Source organism: Bacillus sp. 05T31, from assembly GCF_056396725.1.
In genome coordinates this window covers 1-350 of sequence record NZ_JBFTMA010001536.1, presented here as the reverse complement: position 1 = coordinate 350, position 350 = coordinate 1, and the positions used below count along the sequence as shown (strand labels likewise).

Sequence of the window (350 nt, the reverse complement as noted above, 5' to 3'; positions counted from 1 at the left end):
GTGACTGCTGCGGTTATCAATTCTTCTACCTTTTCGAGTTGCTTTGGAGAAAAAACATAATTACCTGTTTCTTTTTCAATGATTTCAGGTTTACCAATTAATTTTGGTTTTACCTCCGTCTTTATCTCTTTCTTTTTGGTCTTTAGCGTAATTTTGTTATTGGGCAATCGCTTGCTTATCTCAGTAATTTGATTCTCTATGTTAAAAACTGCCTCGGCATATTCCTTGTATTGACGAACTTTCATATACTTATGTGAACCCACATTGGCACGTTCAAAATTCGGAATTTGTTCTTTAGCCAAAGATTCAATATAGGCCGTTTCTAATTGTCTCCAATTCGCAATCAACTC

General features: G+C 35.1%; 1 pseudogene. It reads right to left on the bottom strand.

From position 1 onward, the window contains the following. A pseudogene (locus tag AC1DJR_RS34215) lies at positions 1-350 on the bottom strand (plasmid recombination protein); the annotation flags it as partial.